This window comes from Streptomyces colwelliae (assembly GCF_048158785.1).
Taxonomy (GTDB): Bacteria; Actinomycetota; Actinomycetes; order Streptomycetales; family Streptomycetaceae; genus Streptomyces.
Genome location: NZ_JBLTJC010000942.1, coordinates 1 through 473, shown reverse-complemented (window position 1 = coordinate 473; position 473 = coordinate 1). Strand labels below are relative to the sequence as shown.

At 76.5% G+C, this 473-nt stretch carries 1 pseudogene; it reads left to right on the top strand.

The window, feature by feature from the left end:
* Window positions 1–473, top strand: a pseudogene (locus tag ACNFOC_RS55270) (hypothetical protein); the annotation flags it as partial.

Below are 473 nucleotides of genomic sequence, written 5' to 3'. Positions count from 1 at the left end.
CCCCCGTACCGGCCTCGCCGACCCCCGTCGCACCCGGCGCTCCGCGTTCCCACGACCCCGCGCCCGATGTCGCCGACGACCCCCGGGTGCAGGACGCGGTCCCGGCGATCACCGCCGCCAGGAACGCGATCCGGGAGGCTTCCGAACAGCTCAGGACCGACCGTGCGGAGCTGGCGGCGGCGCGGGACACCGTCGCCAACCGGCCGGCCGACATCCGCAGGGCGCAGGAGGAGCACGGGAAGGCCGCGGAGAAGACGCGGCAGGATGCGCGGGCCGTGGCCGACGCGGCCGGCGACCTTCAGTTCGCCCGGCGGAACGAGAACATCGCCCAGGGCAAGGCGACCGACACAGAGACCGAGGTCGCCCGGCGCAACGGGGAGGTCGTCGCCGCTCTCGCCGCGCGGGAGCAGGCCGCCGCCGACCGGAACGCGGCCACCGCCGCGCTCCCGGACCTGTCCAGCGACGTCCAGGAC